Here is a 20,897-nt window from a genome sequence, read left to right on the forward strand (position 1 = left end):
ATTTAAATAAAGATGAAAAATATATTAAAATCAACCCTTGCAATTTTAGGTGTTCTAGTAACATTTTCGAGTTGTAATAATTCGAGCAATTCAGGTCAAAAATCTGGAGCCTTAGCTAGTAATGTCGCAGAAAGAGTATATGTTGCTCCTGGAGAATACGATTCGCATTACGCCTTTTTATCTGGAGGCTACAGTGGTAACCTTACTGTTTATGGTTTACCTTCTGGTAGAATGTTTAAAGAAATTCCTGTATTCTCGCAGTTCCCAACATCAGGTTATGGGTATTCTGAAGAAACCAAACCAATGTTAAATACCTCTCATGGTTTTATTCCTTGGGGAGATGCACACCATCCAGACATCTCTCAAACTAAAGGTGAAATTGACGGTCGTTTTATTTTTATAAATGAAAACAATACACCTAGAATTGCAAAAATTGACCTAAAAACATTTGAAACAACAGAAATTATTGAAGTTCCTAATAGCGCAGGAAATCACAGTTCTTCTTTTGTTACAGAGAACACAGAATATGTTGTAGCTGGAACACGTTTTTCTGTTCCAATTCCACAACGCGACATGCCTATAAAAGAGTACAAAGGTAATTTTAAAGGAGCCTTATCTTTTATAAGTGTAGCGCCTGAAACTGGAGAAATGGATATAAAATTTCAGGTACTAATGCCAGGGTTCAACTATGATTTATCACATCCTGGACGTGGGAAATCTCATGGATGGTTTTTCTTTACCACTTATAATACAGAAGAAGCTAGTACACTTTTAGAGGTTAACGCTTCGCAAAATGACAAAGATTTTATTGCAGCTATAAACTGGAAAAAAATTGAAGAATATGTTAATAATGGTGGCGGAACAATGATGCCTGCTAATTACGCACATAATGTTTATGATGAAAGCACACATACTGCCACATCTACCATGAAAAAAGAAGTACGTGTGGTTAACCCATCAGAAGTTCCTGGAGCTGTATATTTCTTACCAACTCCAAAATCACCACATGGTTGTGATGTAGATCCTTCTGGAGAATATATTGTAGGTAATGGTAAACTATCGGCTAATTTAACGGTACATTCTTTTACAAAAATGTTAGATGCTATTGAAAACAAAAAGTTTGCTGGTGAAGCTTACGGAATTCCAATTTTAAACTTCGAAGATGTTTTAGCTGGAGTTGTAGAGCAACCAGGATTAGGACCGTTACACACAGAGTTTGATGGAAAAGGAAATGCATATACTACATTCTTTATTTCTTCGGAAGTTGTAAAATGGAAATTAGGGACTTGGGAAGTTATTGATAGAAAACCTACATACTATTCTGTTGGTCACTTAACAATTCCTGGCGGAAATTCAGGAAAACCTCAAGGTAAATACATGTTTGCAATGAATAAAATAACAAAAGACCGTTATTTACCAACAGGTCCTGAAATGGAGCATTCTGCACAATTGTATGATATTTCTGGAGATAAAATGGAATTACTTTTAGATTTCCCTACACATGGTGAGCCGCATTATGCTGCTGCAATGGAAGCAAGTTTAATAAAAGAACGTTCTCAAAAAATCTATAAATTAGCAGATAACAAACATCCTTATGCTGCAAAATCTGATGCAGATACTAAGGTTGTTAGAAAAGGTAAAGACGTACATATTTACTTAACAACGATTAGAAGTCACTTCTCTCCTGATAATATAGAAGGCGTAAAAGTTGGAGACAAAGTCTACTTCCACGTTACTAATTTAGAACAAGATTTTGATGTACCTCATGGATTTGCTGTAATAGGCCAAAACAATTCAGAATTACTAGTAATGCCAGGACAAACCAAAACATCTGTTTGGGAGCCAAAACAAGTTGGTGTATGGCCATTTTACTGTACAGATTTCTGTTCTGCATTACACCAAGAAATGCAAGGCTACATAAGAGTATCTGCTGCAAATTCAGACACACCAATTAAGTGGTCTCTTGGAGAAGATATTGAATAAAAATATTAGGGAAATTTTATTTTAGTGTTTATTTCCCTAAATAAGGCGAGAGTTGAATTATCGCTCTCGCCTTTCTTTTTTAAAACACTCTATCCTGTTTACTCAGAAACCTCACTAGACAGAACAACATTAAATATTAAACACCATGAAAAAGGCTAGCATTATAATGATTATAGGCTCATTACTGTTATTAGGACTTTTCAAATTTCCTTTATGGAATATTATGCTTGGAGCACCTCAATATCCAGACCCTTTAGGAATGAATATTTATATTGATGGTATTAAAGGCTTTTCAGAATTTGATTTACAAAACATAGATGGATTAAATCACTACATAGGAATGAAAACCATACCAAAAGCAAACGAAATGTGGGAGTTCTCATTATTCCCAAAGGTTATATTTGGCATGGCTATGTTAGGTGTTATTATTGGACTATTGGGCTACTTTAATAAAGTAAGTTATAAATATTTTTTAGGCTGGTTTCTACTCATGTCTGTTCTAGGCGTATTAGGCATGTACGACTTTAACAATTGGCTAACAGATTATGGCGGAAATTTAGATCCTCATGCTATTATAAAAGTAACCAATCCAGATGGTACACCAATGTCTTACAAACCACCATTAATAGGTTTCAAAAAACTATTAAATTTTGATGTTACTTCTTTACCACATACAGGAGGATATTTAATGTTTATAGGCATGTCCTTAACTATTGTTGCTTTTTGGTTAGGTCGAAAAACGAGTTTAACAACAAAAACATAGTAATTTTACATTTTCAAAACACTAAAAAAATGAAAACACTAAAACACTATTTAACACTTATATTATTACTAATTTTTGTAAGTTGTAATGTCTCTCCAAAAACCATAGAATATGGTAGTGATGGTTGCCACTTTTGTAAAATGACCATTGTAGATAAATTACATGCAGCAGAGTTTGTTACCAAAAAAGGTAAAGCTTACAAATTTGATGCAACAGAATGTATGGTTAATTATTTTGATGAATTTGACACTTCTGAAATAGAATTATACCTAACAAACTATTTTTCAAAACCTGAAACTTTTACAGATGCTACCAAAGCAACGTATTTAATAAGTAAAAACATCCCTAGTCCAATGGGAGCATTTTTAACCGCTTTTCAACACAAGAGTGAAGCAAAAAAAATGCAATCAGAAAAAGGCGGAGAGTTGTATTCTTGGACAGAGTTAATAGCACATTTAAAAAACTAGGCTCATGAAGAATCTAAGTTTGTTTTTATTCGCTATTTTATTGGTTAACACTAGTATTGCTCAAACTATTACCGTTTGTAAAACATGTTCTATTTCTAGTTTAAAAGATGCCATTAGTCAAGCAAAAGATTTCGACACTATACTTATAAAAAAAGGAACTTACAAGGAGTATTCTATTTTAGTAGATAAACCACTTACAATAATAGGAGAAAATTACCCTATAATTGATGGCGAATTAAAAGGTGAAATAATCACCGTTGTTTCAGACAATGTAACGGTTGATGGATTATTTATTATAAATGTTGGCACAAGTTATACCGAAGATTACGCAGCTATTCGTGTAAAGAATAGCAAAAATTTTGTGATTCAGAATTTAGTTTTAGAAAAGCTTTTCTTCGGAATTTATATCGAAAAATCAAGAGACGGGAAAGTGTATCATAATAAGATAATTGGAGATGCTGTTGAAGAATACAATTCTGGAAATGGAATTCAACTTTGGTACAGTAAAAATGTGCAAATTGAACACAATTTTGTCCAACACGTTCGCGATGGTATTTATTTAGAATTTTCTGATGATTGTTTAATCAAGAATAATGTTAGCACATTAAACGTACGTTATGGATTGCATTTTATGTTTTCTAATGATGATATTTACCAAGACAATACCTTCGAAAACAATGGAGCAGGTGTTGCTGTAATGTTCTCCAAACGCATAAAAATGCACAACAACCTTTTTAAAGAAAATTGGGGAACTGCATCTTATGGCATGCTACTTAAAGAAATTAACGATGCCGAAATTATTGGTAATACTTTTGAAGATAACACCATTGGCATTAATATAGAAGGCTCTAACCGAATTATTTACAAACACAATAATTTCTCGAATAATGGTTGGGCAATTAAGGTAAAAGGCGCCTGCTACACCAATACGTTTACAGAAAATAATTTCCTCTATAACTCTTTCGATATTGCATACAATAGTAATGTAAATGACAATGTTTTTGATAAAAATTATTGGAGCAACTATACAGGTTACGATCTCGACAAAAATGGTATTGGAGATATACCTTTTAGACCTGTAAAATTGTTTTCGTACATAGTAAACCGAACACCAGAAACCATTATTTTATTACGTAGTATGTTTATTGATATTATTGATTTTTCCGAAAAAGTCTCACCCGTTTTCACTCCAGATGATTTACTAGATAATAATCCACAAATAAAAAAAATAACATGGTAACTATTGAAAATCTACATAAAAAATTCGGTAAAAACCAAGTGTTAAGTGGCTTAGATTTAACCATTAACGAAGGCGGTATTTTTGCCGTTCTAGGCCCAAATGGTTCTGGAAAAACAACCTTAATTAAAGCTGTTTTAGGAATGGTAATTCCAGATAAAGGCAAAATTACTGTACTTGGAGAAAACATAAAAAAGAACTCTAACTACAGGCATAAAATTGATTACTTACCACAAATCGCTAATTTTCCAAGCAATTTAAAAGTGAAGGAATTAATTAAAATGATTAAAGATTTACGTAAACCTACAAATGAAGATCAACGTTTAATAGAGCTGTTTAGATTAGAACCTTTTTTAGATAAAAAATTAGGAAACCTTTCTGGTGGAACAAAACAAAAAGTAAATCTTGTTTTAGCCTTTATGTTTGATAGTCCATTAATTATTTTGGACGAACCAACAACAGGTTTAGATCCTATTTCATTAATTCGTTTAAAAGATTTAATTCAAGCAGAAAAAGCCAAAGGAAAAACAATCCTCATTACGTCTCATATTATGAGTTTTGTAGAAGAAATTTCAGATGAAATTGTATTTATATTAGAAGGAAAAATTTACTTTAAAGGACCTATTTCAGAATTAAAAACCAAGACCAATCAGCCAAATTTCGAACATGCGATTGCGTCTATATTAACAGATAATCATGCTTAAAATATTAAAATATAGTTTTTTCGATTTGATGCGTAGTCGTTGGAGTTACGTCTATTTTGCATTCTATTTATTGCTTGGTGTTGTGTTACTATTTTTAAACAACGACTTATCTAAAGCAGTTATTACTTTAATGAATGTAATAATCGTTCTCGTACCTTTAATAGGAACCATTTTTGGCGTTATGTATTATTATAATTCACAAGAATTTACAGAGTTACTTTTAGCACAACCCATAAAAAGATCATCCATATTTTTAGGTCAATATTTAGGAGTTGCATTATCCTTATCTATGAGTTTAATTTTAGGCTTAGGGATTCCGTTTGTGTTTTATGGTTTGTTTGAAAGTAGTGCCATTTGGGACTTTTCTTTATTATTAATTACAGGAACATTTTTAACCTTAATCTTTACTGCATTAGCTTTTAATATTGCACTTTCTAACGAAAATAAAATCAAAGGTTTTGGTTATGCTATTCTACTTTGGCTATTTCTTGCTGTAATTTATGACGGCCTATTTTTAATGACTTTAATTATGTTTGAAGATTATCCTTTAGACAAAATATCGTTAATTGGAACCATGCTAAATCCAATAGATTTATCTAGAACACTTATACTTTTAAAGTTAGATATCTCCGCACTTTTAGGTTATACTGGAGCAGTTTTTAAGCAATTTTTCGGTACAAGTTTCGGGCTTATTGTATCTTTCGTAATGCTTACGATATGGGTAATTCTACCAGTCTTCCGCATTGTATTTAAATCTAAAAGAAAAGACTTTTAATTATGAAACGCTTAATAACTAATATCGCATTCGTTTTAACACTATTAATAAGTTGCTACTCTTGTAAAAACGACACTTCTAAAACCGAAGTACTAGCCATTCAATTGGAAGGCTTAACACTAAATAATAACAAAAAATGGGTTGCAAACCAAGAAACACATATGAGCATGCAACGCATAGACTCTATACTAAAAAACAATTCATCTAAAGATGGAGAAACAGTAGGAAAAGCATTATCAAAACAAACAAGTTACATTATTAAAAGTTGCGATATGACAGGTGAAGCACACGATCAACTTCACGTCGTGCTTGTACCCATTTTAGAAGAAATAGGTGATTTAAAAGATGTAAAAAATCCTTCTGTATTTGAAAAAAAAATAACAACTTTGCAGCAGCTTACTGCAACTTATTTTAAATACTTTAAAAATTAAAATAAGCTAACAAATGTCATCTTATTCAAGATAAAATAGGTCTAATTTAGTACTATGATATTAAAGGTTATATATAAAACCACTGCATTATTTCTAACGTTCGTTTTATTAACGAATAGCATTAGTAATGTTGTAATTATAACCAATTTCGTGATTAACCAAGACTTTATAGCCAAAACACTTTGTATTCAAAAAGAAGCACAAAAAGGTTGTAATGGAAAATGCCAATTAAAAAAAGAACTCGCACAAAGTAATACGAATTCTAATTCTGACGCACCATTACCTGCTGCCAACAAAACAAGTTTAGATGTTTTTATTACTGCTGAAACAACCGCTTTTAGTCCAAAAAATAATTTAGAAATTTCACTATTACAAAACAACATCGATTTTAGATTAAAACTACCAATTTCAAAGTTTTATGATATCGATACGCCTCCACCAAATTTAAGTTAGATTTTTTTAGATGCTCGAAAGAGCAAACTTTCCTTTTTTGAAGCAAAACAGCTTCAAACAGGACAATTATATCAAAAAACAAAACTTAAATAGTATTAAAATGAAACTAAAACACATATTACCTATCCTCCTTTTTACATTATTTGCGACCTCATGTTCTACCGATGAAGATGATAACGATACAGGAATCGTTAATGAAGTTGAAGGCCTTTTAAAAATAAAAGAATTAACCAACAGTACACATACTATAGAGCTCTTTAATAATTCTGGCACTTTTTACACAGGTTATAACAATATTAGCATTCGCATAAAAGACAATACAACAAATAACTACATAGAAAACGCAAGTGTTTCCTGGATGCCGATAATGCAAATGCCAACAATGCAACACTCTTGCCCAAAATCTGTAATTACAAAAGCACCAGGAAAAGACACTGTTTATAATGGCTATTTAATATATCAAATGACATCACTAGACAGTTCTGGTTGGTCTTTAAGCGTAGATTACTCAATAGATAATGTAGATTATACAGCTACAGACAGTATTACAGTAATGCAAAGCGCCAAACAAAACGTAACTAGTTTTATGGGTAGTGACGATAGTCGTTATGTTGTAGCACTTATAGAACCTAATAATCCAATAATTGGAATTAACAATATTATGGCTGGTGTTTTTAAAATGGAAAATATGATGTCTTTTCCTAGTGTAGAAAATTACACTATTGCATTAGATCCTAGAATGCCAGGAATGGGAAATCACAGCTCTCCTAATAACACAGATTTAACTTATAACACAGCAGATACTATGTATCACGGTAATTTATCTTTAACCATGACTGGTTATTGGGTTTTAAACTTAAAACTATTTAATGCTGAAAATGATGTTTTAAAAGGTGAAGATATCTCTGAAACAAACTCACAAAGTTCGTTCTATTTAGAATTAGAATTCTAAACAAACACGCTTTTGTTTATAAAAAGCGTAGCCAAAATATTTTAATTGGTTACGCTTAATAACAACATACTTACTCGCATTTTAAAACACTAAAATTTATTAAGATGAAAAACTTCATCATACTCACAATATGCCTTCTTTTTAGCGGATTCCTTTTTGCTCAAGAAGAACAGATTAAAATTAAAAAGGATACTACTCAATTAGAAGAAGTTATTTTATTTGGCACACGTAAACTTAGCAATTATCGACAAGAAAAAACATTATCGAGCATAGACAATTACTTAGAAAAAGCCAATAATATAACCATGATAAAACGTGGTAACTACGCTTGGGAACCAACAATAAATAACATGAATAGCGATCGCTTAAATGTTACTATTGATGGCATGCAAATTTTTGGTGCTTGTACAGATAAAATGGACCCAATTACCTCTTATGTAGATGTTTCTAATTTAGAAAAAGTAACCATTGGCTCTGGACAATCTGGAACAGAAAACGGACATTGCCTTGGTGGTGGAATTGATTTAAAACTACCCAGTTCAAAATTTAATGAAACTGGATTAAAAACAAGTTTAGATCTTGGCTACGAAACCAATGGGAATTATAAAACCACTGGTCTGGACTTAGAATATTCTGGTAATCGGTTTTATATTAATGCAGATGGGATTTTTCGTAAATCAGATAATTACGATGCAGGAAACAACAAAGAAGTGTTGTACTCCCAATTTCAGAAATATAATATCTCATTAAAAACAGGTTATAAACTATCAGAAAACCAATCTATAGATGCTAATATTATTTACGATAAAGCTACAGATGTTGGTTATCCAGCATTACCTATGGATGTCTCTTTAGCTAAAGCTTTAATTACCTCAGCAACTCATAATTACAATAACGATTCTACGTTTATACAGAACCTAGAAACAAAACTTTATTTTAATACCATTACACATATTATGGACGACTCTAAACGCCCAGATGTTCCAATTAGAATGGATATGCCTGGCTGGAGTGACACTTATGGTTTTTATAGTAAAGCAACAAAAAACGTTAATAAGCATAAGTTGCAGTTAAATGTAAATGGGTTTTATAATCGGTCTCTTGCAGAAATGACAATGTATCCAAACGACACCAACCAACCAGCAATGTTTATGTACACTTGGCCAGATATTAGAACGCTATATACAGGTGTTTTTGCAAAAGATAATTTCCGCTTTAGCGATAACGAAACCATTAGCACTTCTTTACGCTTTGGTTTTCATAAAAACAAAATTGCAGAACAAGTAGGTCTCGAAAGTTTACACATTTTTTATCCTAATTTGGAAGATACAAAAACACGGTTTTTAACAAGTATTGCAACATCTTATAACTACAAAAAAAAGGATTACGATTATAGTTTTGGTGTAGGTTATGGAGAGCGTGCACCATCTGTTAGCGAAGGTTATGGTTTTTTCTTATATAATAGTTTCGATAATTACGATTATATAGGAAACCCAACATTAAAAAACGAAAAAGCAGTAGAAGCCAATGCTAAAGCTAATTATCATACAGATAAATTTCATGTAGGTATTGAAGCCTCTTACTTTTATATTATGGATTATATTGTTGGAAATATAGATCCTTCTTTAAGCCAAATGACTATTGGAGCAAATGGTGTTAGAATATACAACGCTTTACCTAATGCTACTATTTTTGATACTTATGTAAATTCATCTTACAAATTTTCTAAATCATTTTCTATTAATGCAACACTTGGATACAACTACGGCAAAGGTAGTAATAACGAAAACTTACAACATATTAAACCTTTCTCTTATTTGGCAGAAGCGAGCTATAATACCTCAAAATTTAATGCAAGTTTACAATTAGAAGGCAATGGCAACCAAAGCCAATACAGTAGTTTCTATGGCGAAGATGAAACCTCTACTTATGGGATTGTAAACCTAAATTTAGGAAACATGTTTTACACAAATAACAATAAATGGATTTTAAAATATGGTGTAGAAAATGTGTTAGATGCTAATTATTCTACTTATGCAGACTGGAATAATATCCCAAGACAAGGGCGTAATTTTTATATGAATATATCTTTTGTTTTAAAATAAGACTACTTTTAAAAATCATCAATTAGAGCAATCTTTAAAGCATTCTAATTGATGATTTTTTTTATTTGAAATACTAGAATTTGAAACAAAAATGTAATTAACTAAAAATAGTATTAAGAATACTCATTCCTAAACCAAACCTTCTGCCATTCTCTTTTCAATATTAAAAATAAAACTTGCTCTGCAAGAATTAAAGTATCGCTACCATCTAAACTTTTAATAACATCCTCTGAAACATCAATAATATAAAGAAGGTTTAAATACTCTGCAAATTTTTCTTGAATAAGCTTATAAACGGTTTCGTGTAGCAATAATTTTAAACTTGTTGGCAAAATATCTTCATCGAAATCCAGATCGATATTAGCGTACAAAAAATCCTTATTCAGTTGAAGAATTAATTTCTTATATAAATCTAATTGATTTGCTTCTTCAATTAAATCTTGAAATGTTGTTGGTAGTTTCATCTTTGTCATTTCTAAGAAGGCATGAATCTATTTTTAATTTTGTTTCGTTTTATAGCCTTTATGTCTTTGTAAGAATTATAAAATTATACTTTTCGCGTCATCAACGAATTTCCAAAATCTTTTAAAAGTGCTTTTTTATCTTCAGAAATATTCAATGTTTCTAAAACCGTAAACGCCTTATTAGTATAATTTTCAATTTCCTTTTGGGTTGCTTCCGCAGAACCACTCTTAACAAAAAACTGTTTTACAGTTTCAATTTTTTCAAAATTATCTTCCAAACTAACAGTGAATAATTGCTCTAACTGTCTCGCTTCAGAAGCATTTAAAAACGCTAAAGCTTTTAAGTATAAATAGGTCTTCTTATTTTCAATTATATCTCCACCAACTTGCTTTCCAAAAGTTTCTGGATTGCCAAAAGCATCTAAATAATCGTCTTGTAATTGAAAGGCAATACCTAACAAACGACCAAACTCATAAATACCATCTTGATCATTCTCTGACGCATTTGCTACAATAGCACCCATTTTCATGGCAGCACCAACTAAAACTGCTGTTTTGTATTCAATCATTTTTAGATACTCTGGAATGGTAACATCTTCGCGAGTTTCGAAATCCACATCGTATTGCTGCCCTTCGCAAACCTCTAAAGCTGTTTTACTAAACAGTTTTGCTAACGCTTGAAATGTTTCTGGTTCGTAATTCTCGAATAATTGGTAAGCCATAATAAGCATAGCATCTCCAGATAAGATACCAGTATTAGAGTCCCATTTTTCATGTACAGTTTGCTGCCCTCTTCTAAGAGGTGCTGCGTCCATAATATCATCGTGAACCAGCGAAAAATTATGAAATACCTCTATACTTAAAGCAGCATTCATAGCTTTTTTATAATCGCAATTAAAAATCTCAGCACTCATTAATGTTAAAACTGGACGCAAACGCTTACCTCCTAGTTTTAAAATATAACTAATAGGCTCGTATAAATTTTTAGGCTCTCTAACCTTAGAAAACGTTTCTAAATAGTCTAAAAATGCGCCTTGGTAATCTTGAGTGTTTTGCATGGCGCAAAAATAATGTAAAAAGCTAAATAAATTCAATCAATAAAAAATCTATGTTAAAAAATTACTAAAACTTTGGAAACTTTTATTGTTTTTAAAGTTTCCAATTGTATATTTGCACCAAATTATGAGAGAAAAAATTATACATAAATCCGCAGAATTGTTTCTAACACTTGGCTTTAAAAGTGTTACAATGGATGATATCGCTAATGAATTAGGCATATCTAAAAAAACAATTTATCAGCATTTCGATAATAAGACAAAACTAGTAGAAGCAACTACATTACATATGTTTGAAAACATTTGTGGTGGTATTGATTGCATTTGTAATGCATCAGAGAATCCTATTGAAGAATTATACGACATTAAAATGTTTGTGATGAATTATCTAAAAAATGAGAAAACATCTCCTCAACATCAATTAAAAAAATATTATCCTCAAATACACCAACAGCTTCAAATTAAACAATTTGAAAAAATGCATGTTTCTGTAAAAGAAAGCATACAAAAAGGTGTTGACACCAACTTATTTAGAGAAAACATTGACGTAGATTTTATTTCTAGAATGTACTTTAATGGTATGTCTGGTATTAAAGACGACCACATTTTTCCTTCAACATTATTTACAATGGATTATCTAATGGAAAGCTACTTAGAATACCATTTAAGAGCTATTTGCAGTGATAAAGGACTGCAAACACTGAATAAATTTATTAACACAAACCAATCTTAACTAATGAGAAAAATACTCATATTATTTAGTTTTATAATTAGCACAATTGCATACGGTCAAGAAACCAAAACCTCGTTTTCTTTACAAGAAGCTATTGATTATGCCTTAGAAAACAATCGAGAATCTAAAAATGCTACTTTAAATATTGATTCTGCAAAAGCTCAACAATGGGAAACGATTGCAAATGGCTTACCACAAATGGGAGCAACAATCGATTATATTAATAATATTAAACAACAGTTTAAAGAACCAGTAGATTTTGGAGACGATGGCATTATAGATTTTGGTGCTAAACAATCTGTAAATGCAAACGTAACAGTAAATCAATTAATTTTTGACGGCTCTTATTTAGTTGGACTTCAAGCATCTAAAGTGTTTTTAGAGATTTCTAGAAATAGTAAAGAAAAAACAGATCTTGAAATAAGAAAAGCAGTAATTAATGCATATGGAAACGTTTTACTTACAAAAGAAAGTATCTCTATTTTAAAAAAAAACATAAGTATTCTTAAAAAAAACTTGAATGACATCACTAAGATTTTCGAAAATGGTTTAGAAGAAGAAGAAAGTGTTGAGCAAATTAAAATAACGCTTTCTGGTGTAAAAAGTAATCTTAATAATGTTATAAGACTTCAAGGTATTGGAAATAAAATGTTGAATATTACTCTTGGAAAAGACATTAACGATGTAATTATTACAAGCGATAGTTTAGATACTTTAGCAGCACAAAACATCACTATCACTTTATTCGAAATTAGTGATGATGTTAAAAACACAATAGACTTTAAAATTGCTGATAACGATAAACGTTCTAAAGAACTCTTAGTCAAACTTGAAAAAAGCAAAGCTTTACCAACTGTTGGAGCTTTTATTAGTGGTGGTTATTTAGGGAATAGCCAAAAATTCACTTTTTTAAATAACAACCAACAATGGGTTGGAACCGCAAATTTTGGAGCTAGAATTACCATTCCTATTTTTGGTGTAGGCTTACAAAGCGCAAGAACACAACGTGCGAAAATAAATTTAAACATTGCTGAAAATAATTTAAAAGAAACCGAACAACAGCTAAAACTTAAAATAGCTTCAGCAAAAAGCGAATATCAATTTGCAATAGAAGAGTACGATAATAAAAAAGATAATTTAAGGTTAGCAGAACGTATTGAAAAAAAGAATCAAACCAAATTTTTTGAAGGTATCGGTTCTAGTTTCGAGTTACGTCAAGCGCAAACACAATTATATACAGCGCAGAACCAATTATTACAAACTATGTTAGATGTAATTAACAAAAAAGCGGAGTTAGAAACTGTTCTAAATAACATATCACAAAAATAATCCAACCGAAAAAACACTATCAAAATGAAATATATATATTCACTATTAATCGTAACACTCCTATTATCTTCTTGTGGAGGAGATAAAAAAAACACAGTCGAAAACGTTTTAGAAACTAATAACCTAGAAGGTATTCGTACAAAAAGAGCAGAATTAGTAGCAGAACAAGATGTAGTTCACTCTAAAATAAAGTTATTAGACGACAGAATTAAAACATTAGACACGACACAAAATATTCCTTTAATCACCACTTTTACTGCAAAAGCGGAGGTTTTTAATCACGTTTTAGAATTACAAGGAAACGTAACAACTAAAAACCTATTAATTATTACACCAGAATTTAATGGCATCCTAACAAACGTATATGTTAAAGAAGGACAGCACGTTTCTAAAGGACAAATTTTAGCAAAAATTGATGATGGTGGTTTAAGTCAACAACTAGCACAATTTAGAATCCAATCTAACTTAGCAAAAACAACTTTTGAGCGCCAACAACGTCTTTGGAATCAAAAAATTGGTAGCGAAATTCAATATTTACAAGCTAAATCTTCTTACGAATCTCAACAAGAAGCAATTAACCAATTACAACAACAAATAAACAAAACAACAGTAAGGGCACCATTTAGTGGAACTATTGACGATGTTATTACAGAAAAAGGAAGTGTTGTTGGTGCAGGACAAACACCACTTATGCAAATTGTAAACTTAGACGATATGTATATTGAAACAGATGTGCCAGAAAGTTATGTTTCTAATGTAATAAAAGGTAAAAATGTTAATGTAGAATTTCCTGTTTTAGGCAAAAGTATAGATACAAAAATTCGTCAGGCTGGAGCAGTAATTAATCCTGCAAATAGAACTTTTAGAGTAGAAATTGGAGTACCAAATAAAGACAGAAGCATTAAGCCAAACTTAACAGCTAGGCTTAAAATTAACGATTATACAAACGAAAAAGCAATACTTGTTCCGCAAAGTATTATTTCTGAAAACGCAGAAGGAGAACAATACGTTTATGTTGTAAAAGATAAAAAAGATAATGATGAAGGTGTTGTAAGTAAAATCATTATTAAAACAGGAAGAACTCAAGGTGATGTTATCGAGGTTTTAGAAAACATCGAAACTGGCGCAGAACTTATTAAAGAAGGAGCACGTAGTGTTAAAGATGGCCAAACAGTTAAAGTAATAAACTACTAAACCAAAAAACAATGACTAAAAAGAAAAAACAAGTCGATAAAGAATTTGGTTTATCATCGTGGGCAATTAACAATAAAACCACAATGTATGTACTTATTGCAGTTATCTTTTATTTAGGTATTTCTGCATTTTTTAGTATGCCAAGAGAAAATTTCCCAGAAGTAAACGAAACCAAGATTTATGTTAGCTCTATTTATCCCGGAAACACAGCAGAAGACATTGAAAAATTAATTACAGACCCTTTAGAAGACAAGCTAAAAACGGTAAGTAATGTGGTAGAAATTACTTCAACATCTCAAGAAGATTATTCAATGTTAATTGTTGAGTTTGACGAAGGGATTACCGTAGATCAAGCTAAACAAAAGGTTAAAGACGAAATAGACACCGAAACGTCTAGTGAAGATTGGCCAAGTTTTAATGGAGCAAAAGTAGAACCTGATGTTTTTGAGTTAAGTCTTTCTGAAGAAATGCCAATTCTAAACATTAATATTTCTGGAGATTATCCAATTCAAAAATTAAAAGAATTTGCAGAATATCTTCAAGATGAAATTGAAGATTTACCGGAAATTAAAAAGGCAGATATACGTGGTGCACAAGACAAAGAGGTTGAAGTTGCAGTAGACATCTATAAAATGATGGCTGCACAAGTTACTTTTAACGACATAACTGGAGCCATTAATAATGGAAATTTAACCATGTCTGCAGGAAATTTAAAAGCCAGTGGACAAAGACGTACTATTAGAATTTTAGGAGAAATTGAAAAACCTTCAGAATTAGAAAACTTTGTCGTTAAATCTGAAAAAGGAAAATCTATTTATTTAAAAGATATTGCGACTGTAAGTTTTAAAGAAGAAGACAAAACAACATTTGCAAGAGAGTATGGAGAACCTGTAGTTATGCTAGACGTTAAAAAGCGTGCTGGTAAAAACATGGTTGCTGCTGCAGAGCAAATTCAAATTATCGTAAAAAATGCAATAGACAATGTGTTTCCAAAAGATTTATCTGTGACTGTAACTAACGATCAATCGTCTGTAACCATTGGTCAAGTAGACGACTTAGTAAACAATATTATTTTTGGAGTTATACTAGTAGTAACCGTTTTAATGTTCTTTCTAGGGTTTAAAAACGCCTTGTTTGTTGGTTTTGCAATTCCAATGTCCATGTTCATGTCACTTATGATATTAGAATTACTTGGACAAAGTTTAAATACAATGGTACTTTTTGGTCTTATTATGGGACTTGGAATGCTTGTGGATAATGGTATTGTAGTTGTTGAAAACGTATACCGTTTAATGGAAGACGAAGGTATGAGTAGAGTTGATGCTGCAAAAAAAGGGATTAGCGAAATAGCTTTCCCTATTATTATATCTACAGCTACAACTGTTGCTGCATTTACACCTTTAGCCTTTTGGCCAGGAATTATGGGAGAGTTTATGAAAATTTTACCGATTACACTATCTGTTGTTTTAGGCTCTTCATTATTTGTTGCTATATTTTTTAATTCTGTGTTAGTGTCTCGGTTCATGACTACAGAAGACAAAGACATGCCTTTAAAGCAAATTATTAGAACAACAATAATAGTTGCTATTTTTGGTGTACTTATCCTTCTATTTGGAGGCGCTTATAAAGGCTTAGGAACTATAATGATTTTTACAGCTGTTATGCTTTGGGCTTATCGTTTCTTTATCAGGAAATGGGCAAATAGCTTTCAAAATAAAGCTTTAGTAAATTTAGAAAACTGGTACGAGCGTCAATTACGTGGTGCACTTTCAGGTTGGAGACCCTATATTTTAAGTATTGGTACATTTTTATTATTAATAGCTTCTTTTATTGCTTTTGGTATTTCGTTATCTACGCAAAGAACAAAAGTTGAGTTTTTTCCAGACAACAAACCAAATCAAATTATTGTTTATATAGAATACCCTCAAGGTACTGCTATCGAAAAAACAAATGCGATAACTAAAGAAATTGAAAAACGTGTATATACAGTTCTTAACCAAGATCAATACATGTATGCTGGTAAAAACTTTTTAGTAGAAAGTACAGTATCACAAGTTGGTGAAGGCGCAGGAAATCCTCAAACAGACGGTGGATCTGCCGCAGAAATGCCACATAAAGGAAAGATTACTGCCTCTATGCGTGAGTATAAATTTAGACGTGGAGAAGATAGTGAGTTATTACGCCAAAAAGTACAAGCTGCATTAGTTGGTATTTATCCTGGTGTTTTAATTTCGGTAGAAAAAAATGCCGATGGACCTCCTGCTGGTGCTCCAATTAATATAGAGATTGAAGGTGATGATTATAATGAACTTATTGCTGTCGCAGAAAATATGCGTGAGTTTATTAATACAAAAAACGTTGCTGGTATTGATGAACTTAAAATAGACGTTAATAAAGACAAGCCAACAATGCGTGTTACCATCGATAGAGAAAAAGCAGGCGAATTAGGTATTAGCGCTGCTCAAGTTGGGCAACAGTTACGTAATTCTATCTTTGGATCTAAAGCTGGTGTTTATAAAGAAGATGGAGATGATTTTGATATTTATGTTCGTTTTAATGAAGAAAATAGATATAATAAAAGCGCTTTATTTAATCAAAACATTACGTTTAGAGACAATACAGGCCAAATAAAAAGTGTTCCTGTTTCTGCTGTTACTAAATATGAAAACAACTCAGGTTTTAGTGCTATAAAGCATAAGGACACCAAGCGTGTTGTAACTGTTTATTCTGCATTATCTCCAGGTTTTACAGATGCTGCAGCCATTGTAGGTCAAATTCAAAACGAGATGAAAGCTTATGAAGGCTTACCTAGCGGAATAAAAATTGATTACACAGGTCAAATTGAAGAACAAAACAAACAAATGCTCTTTTTAGTTGGTGCCTTTTTTACTGGATTGGGATTAATCTTTTTTATATTAATATTCCAATTTAATTCGGTTTCAAAACCAACAATTATCATGATTGCTATTTTTCTTAGTTTTATTGGTGTCTTTGGTGGTATTGTCATTTCGGGAAGCGCATTTGTTATCATGATGACTATGGTTGGTATTATATCGCTAGCCGGAATTGTGGTAAATAATGGTGTGGTACTTTTAGATTATGCGCAACTTCTTATAGATAGAAAAAAAGCAGAACTAGATTTAGAAAAAGAAGATTACTTATCTAGTCAAGATCTTTTTGAAAGCATTGTAACAGCAGGTAAAGCACGTTTAAGACCCGTTTTACTAACTGCAATTACCACGATTTTTGGTTTAATTCCGTTAGCAATTGGTCTAAACATTAACTTCTTTACACTATTTGCGGATTTTGATCCTAACATTTATATGGGAGGAGATAATGTTGTTTTTTGGGGACCACTAGCTTGGACAGTAATCTATGGTTTATTTATTGCTACATTTTTAACTTTAATTGTAGTACCAATATTATTTTTCTTATCGATGAAATTAAAAATGTGGTTAAGAGACCGGTTTTCTTCTGAAGAAAAAAAAGAAGAAACGATAGAGTTAACAGAATAAAATAGACAGTAAGTTACCTATAACAAAAAGACCAGAGAAGCTAACTTCTCTGGTTTTTTTGTTTTTATTAAAATCTATTTAAAAAGCTAACCTAATAAAAGTTAGAATTTAAAAGTTAAGCCTCCACTAATTGTTGTTCCATTAGTACCAAATTGACTAACTTCCCAAGGATATTTAAATCGGCCTCCAAGATCGGTTACAACATCTCCACCAGTTTCAATTTCATCTGGATATACATCTAACAAATTACTTACTGAAAGTGATGCAGAAAGCCGATTACTAAATTCATATCCAAAATTTAAATCTGTAATAATTTTTCCTGAAAATGTTTGATCTTTATCTACATCTGTAGCATGTTGCCAAGTCACTTCCCCAAAATAGGTGTTATTTAAGGCAAAACTCCATTTGTTTAATTCATAATCAAATCCTAATAATGCTTTTGTTTTTGGTCTAGAAGAAAGAATTCTTGATTGTTCTTTTCTATTAAAAATATCATACCCATTTTCATCAAGTAAAGTTGGTGTATCAATCTTACCATCTATTTCTGTATTATTAAAATTCGCTGCTAATGTAGCTGTTAATTTACCTTTACCTAATTCAATATTTCTATAATTAGCAACCAAATCTACACCTGTAGTATTAGTGCTTACTGCATTAACAAAGAATTTTAAGCTTGTTATAGAGTTATCAATTAGTATCTGCTCTACTGGGTTAGTTGTTCCATCATCACCATCATAACCTATTTCATTAGTAAACAAAACACGATTATCTACTTTTACATTGTAGAAATCTAGAGATAATGATAAATTCCTTAAAGGCTTGTATGTTATTCCTGCAGAAATATTTTTTGCAGTTTCTGCTGTTAATTGCGGGACACCTAAACCATCTCTAATTATTGGATCTACATTATTAAAAGTTCCTTGATTAGAAATTGTACCACCAGAAACTAACGTTTGCACATTACTTAAATAAATTTGATGTAACGAAGGCGCTCTAAATCCTGTACCATAAGAAGCTCTAATTGCTCCTTTATCTCCTAAAGAGTAACGCCCGTTTAATTTCCATGAGGTATTATCTCCAAAATCACTAAAATCCTCATAACGAACAGCACCACCAATTAAAATATTTTCAGTTGGTTCCCAGTCAATAGCTCCATAAACTCCATAATTATCTCTAGTAGCTTTTACAGCATTACTAGGCTGCAAACCTGGAAAAGATTGTGCTCCTCCCGATCCTGTTGGATTATAATAAGATGCTGCATCACCTGCTTTGGCTGTAAAACGTTCACCTTTTACTTCTGCACCAAAAGAAACTACAAACGCTCCAATTTCTTTGCTTAAGTCTAAATTAGCCAGTGTATTACTAAATGTGTATGCACCAACATCAAAAGATGTTGGGCTTCTAGCACCTAAATCTACATTCAAGGTATTATTAACTTCGTAGTCTACTCCATTTCTTCCATAAGTACCACTTAAATCAACATTAAAGCCAAATAAATCCCACTTAAATCCTGCAGTTATATTATTATCTACAATATCAGTTTCAAATGTTGGTTGAAAACCTTGATATTCCGTTCCTGCATCATGTAATAGATTATGAGGATCTTGAACCCAATAAGGTGTACGGTACAACGCAAAACTCTTTCCTGTTCTATGCGTTAGCCCTCCAAATGTATAAAACTCTGCTCCTTTAGTACCAATTGGAGCTCCTGCATTTACAAAAATATCCATTATTTTTAATTCTGGTTGGCCAACCGTCATTCCTAAATCAGGATTTTCTGTCAACCATGAACCATATGTAGGGTCGTCTGCTGCAACTCCAAATAAATCATCTTTCCCAGGTGTTCCTGCGCGATTTGTTTGTTCTTGTTCATAATATCCTAAAGTAAAATTTAAATAACCTCCTTCTTCCCCAAGGTTTATCGATGTATTTAAATCTGCACCAAAATTAAAACCATCTCCTTCTGTAGTTACTCCTGCTTTTGCACTAACTGTAGTAAACTCAACATCTTTTTTTAAGACCATGTTTATTACTCCTGCTATAGCATCTGAGCCATATTGAGCAGAAGCTCCATCTCTCAAAACCTCAATACGTTCAATAGCTGCTGCTGGTACACTTTTTAAATCAACACCAACTTCTCCTTTACCAGGAGTATCGTTAATATATACTAATGCACTTTGATTTTTACGTTTACCATTTACCAACACAAGTGTTCTACTTGGTCCTAATCCTCTCAAATCTGCAGGATCAAAATGTGCTGTTCCGTCAGAAATAGATTGAGTTGTAGAGTTAAAAGATGGCACTTTATAAGTTAACATCTTATCTACAGTAGGTTGCCCTGTTTTTTTTAGTTCTGCAACACCTATATTATCGATAGGTACAGGAGAATCTAAAATAGTTCTTGGTTTAGCCCTATTTCCAACCAAAACAATTTCATCTAATGATACACCAGGCAGTAGAGTTACATTTACAACACTACTATTAACTGTAATTTCTTGTAGATTGTAGCCAACGTAGGAAAAAACTAACACATCTCCATTATTTGCATCAATGGAATAATTGCCATCAAAATCTGTGGTTACTCCATTAGTTGTTCCTTTTACTACAACCGAAGCTCCTGGTATTTGCCCTGAATCATCAGAAACTTTCCCTGTTACTTGTTGCGCATTAATAAGATGTGATACTCCCAAGAATAGGAACAGCATCATAAAGAGATTTTTTTTCATAATCTATAGTT

At 31.7% G+C, this 20,897-nt stretch carries 17 protein-coding genes; 14 read left to right on the top strand and 3 right to left on the bottom strand.

The annotated features are described in order from the left end of the window. Positions 1 to 12: 12 nt before the first annotated feature. The 10 genes from nosZ (at position 13) to CW733_RS11100 (ending at position 9,870) form a co-directional block, all read left to right on the top strand. Positions 13 to 1,983, top strand: a complete 1,971-nt coding sequence (gene nosZ, locus CW733_RS11055) for a Sec-dependent nitrous-oxide reductase (protein ID WP_100997236.1) — start codon at positions 13 to 15, stop codon at positions 1,981 to 1,983. A 145-nt stretch (positions 1,984 to 2,128) separates the two neighbouring features. Next, a complete protein-coding gene (locus CW733_RS11060; RefSeq protein ID WP_100997237.1) occupies positions 2,129 to 2,746 on the top strand; it encodes a hypothetical protein in 618 nt (205 codons plus the stop codon). Positions 2,747 to 2,775: 29 nt separating this feature from the next. Continuing rightward, positions 2,776 to 3,213, top strand: coding sequence for a nitrous oxide reductase accessory protein NosL (locus CW733_RS11065; RefSeq protein ID WP_100997238.1), 438 nt, complete (start codon positions 2,776 to 2,778; stop codon positions 3,211 to 3,213). A 4-nt stretch (positions 3,214 to 3,217) separates the two neighbouring features. After that, positions 3,218 to 4,453, top strand: a complete 1,236-nt coding sequence (locus tag CW733_RS11070; protein WP_100997239.1) for a nitrous oxide reductase family maturation protein NosD — start codon at positions 3,218 to 3,220, stop codon at positions 4,451 to 4,453. Then, complete coding sequence (locus CW733_RS11075; protein WP_100997240.1) at positions 4,447 to 5,154, top strand: ABC transporter ATP-binding protein; 708 nt, start codon at positions 4,447 to 4,449, stop codon at positions 5,152 to 5,154. The genes CW733_RS11070 and CW733_RS11075 overlap by 7 nt, the downstream gene beginning before the upstream one ends. Then, positions 5,147 to 5,929, top strand: coding sequence for an ABC transporter permease (locus tag CW733_RS11080; RefSeq protein ID WP_100997241.1), 783 nt, complete (start codon positions 5,147 to 5,149; stop codon positions 5,927 to 5,929). The genes CW733_RS11075 and CW733_RS11080 overlap by 8 nt, the downstream gene beginning before the upstream one ends. A 2-nt stretch (positions 5,930 to 5,931) precedes the next feature. Then, entirely contained in the window at positions 5,932 to 6,360 is a 429-nt protein-coding gene (locus CW733_RS11085; RefSeq protein ID WP_100997242.1) for a hypothetical protein, read from the top strand. Positions 6,361 to 6,510: 150 nt separating this feature from the next. After that, positions 6,511 to 6,813 carry a hypothetical protein gene (locus tag CW733_RS11090; RefSeq protein WP_157811569.1) on the top strand — a complete coding sequence of 101 codons (303 nt, stop codon included), beginning with the start codon at positions 6,511 to 6,513 and terminating at the stop codon, positions 6,811 to 6,813. 100 nt (positions 6,814 to 6,913) lie between these two features. Then, complete coding sequence (locus CW733_RS11095; protein ID WP_100998792.1) at positions 6,914 to 7,765, top strand: hypothetical protein; 852 nt, start codon at positions 6,914 to 6,916, stop codon at positions 7,763 to 7,765. 104 nt (positions 7,766 to 7,869) lie between these two features. Further along, positions 7,870 to 9,870, top strand: a complete 2,001-nt coding sequence (locus CW733_RS11100) for a TonB-dependent receptor plug domain-containing protein (RefSeq protein ID WP_100997244.1) — start codon at positions 7,870 to 7,872, stop codon at positions 9,868 to 9,870. Positions 9,871 to 9,983: 113 nt separating this feature from the next. On the opposite strand, the gene CW733_RS11105 is transcribed toward CW733_RS11100, so the two are convergent. After that, on the bottom strand, positions 9,984 to 10,334 hold the full coding sequence (locus CW733_RS11105) for a hypothetical protein (RefSeq protein ID WP_100997245.1): 351 nt from the start codon (positions 10,332 to 10,334) through the stop codon (positions 9,984 to 9,986). An 83-nt stretch (positions 10,335 to 10,417) separates the two neighbouring features. Next, positions 10,418 to 11,392 carry a polyprenyl synthetase family protein gene (locus CW733_RS11110; protein ID WP_100997246.1) on the bottom strand — a complete coding sequence of 325 codons (975 nt, stop codon included), beginning with the start codon at positions 11,390 to 11,392 and terminating at the stop codon, positions 10,418 to 10,420. A gap of 124 nt (positions 11,393 to 11,516) precedes the next feature. On the opposite strand from CW733_RS11110, the gene CW733_RS11115 reads away from it, so the two are divergent. The 4 genes from CW733_RS11115 to CW733_RS11130 are packed head-to-tail and all read left to right on the top strand — an operon-like array spanning position 11,517 to position 18,160. Further along, positions 11,517 to 12,122 carry a TetR/AcrR family transcriptional regulator gene (locus CW733_RS11115; protein WP_100997247.1) on the top strand — a complete coding sequence of 202 codons (606 nt, stop codon included), beginning with the start codon at positions 11,517 to 11,519 and terminating at the stop codon, positions 12,120 to 12,122. A gap of 3 nt (positions 12,123 to 12,125) precedes the next feature. Next, positions 12,126 to 13,451, top strand: a complete 1,326-nt coding sequence (locus CW733_RS11120) for a TolC family protein (protein WP_100997248.1) — start codon at positions 12,126 to 12,128, stop codon at positions 13,449 to 13,451. Positions 13,452 to 13,475: 24 nt separating this feature from the next. Next, positions 13,476 to 14,645: an efflux RND transporter periplasmic adaptor subunit gene (locus CW733_RS11125; RefSeq protein ID WP_100997249.1), complete on the top strand. Its 1,170-nt coding sequence runs from the start codon at positions 13,476 to 13,478 to the stop codon at positions 14,643 to 14,645. Positions 14,646 to 14,656: 11 nt separating this feature from the next. Beyond that, a complete protein-coding gene (locus tag CW733_RS11130) occupies positions 14,657 to 18,160 on the top strand; it encodes an efflux RND transporter permease subunit (protein WP_100997250.1) in 3,504 nt (1,167 codons plus the stop codon). A 101-nt stretch (positions 18,161 to 18,261) separates the two neighbouring features. Here the strand turns inward: CW733_RS11130 and CW733_RS11135 are convergent, their stop codons facing one another. After that, positions 18,262 to 20,886: a TonB-dependent receptor gene (locus CW733_RS11135; RefSeq protein ID WP_100997251.1), complete on the bottom strand. Its 2,625-nt coding sequence runs from the start codon at positions 20,884 to 20,886 to the stop codon at positions 18,262 to 18,264. Between the last annotated feature and the right edge of the window lie 11 nt (positions 20,887 to 20,897).

Origin of the sequence: Lacinutrix sp. Bg11-31, from assembly GCF_002831665.1 — a bacterium.
In the GTDB taxonomy this organism is placed as follows: Bacteria; Bacteroidota; Bacteroidia; order Flavobacteriales; family Flavobacteriaceae; genus Lacinutrix.